1 pseudogene is annotated in these 424 nt (G+C 61.1%); it reads left to right on the top strand.

Annotation, left to right across the window (positions count from 1 at the left end):
- Window positions 1–244 (top strand): annotated as a pseudogene (locus PQR42_RS45675) (H-NS family nucleoid-associated regulatory protein); the annotation flags it as partial.
- Window positions 245–424: the final 180 nt, after the last annotated feature.

Genomic DNA, 424 nt, shown 5'->3' with positions numbered 1-424 from the left:
GGGTTCGGCGCCGGCGTGGCTTGCTGGTGCCAAAGAACGTTCGAAGTTTTTGATTGATGGCGTTAGCCGAGTTGCGGATTCTGCCGCTGCGAGCAAGGCGAAAGCCGTCGCGAAGAAGCCCGCGACAACAACTGCGGTAGCGAAGAAGGCACCGGTGAAGAAATTGGTTGGCGCCAAAAAGGCGGTTACGAAGTTGCCAGTCGCAACCGCGCCAGAAGCTGTGACCGCTCAAGCGACCGCGTAAGCCAGGACACAGAGCTCGCTTTTCGTTGCGTCGGGACGCGCGATTAATGGGGTCTACCGCGAACGGGCCCGCAGCGCATCCAGACGCGCGGCGCATTTTGCGTTCGAACCACCGCGCTTGTAGGCCAGCGTCGCCTTTGCACTGTCTGGAACGACGTCGCCGGGAGCACTTCTGTCCCAA

The organism is Paraburkholderia sediminicola (assembly GCF_046027355.1).
Lineage (GTDB): Bacteria > Pseudomonadota > Gammaproteobacteria > Burkholderiales > Burkholderiaceae > Paraburkholderia > Paraburkholderia sediminicola_B.
Note: the sequence above shows the minus strand (reverse complement) of the source record. Positions and strands in the feature narration are given on the sequence as shown.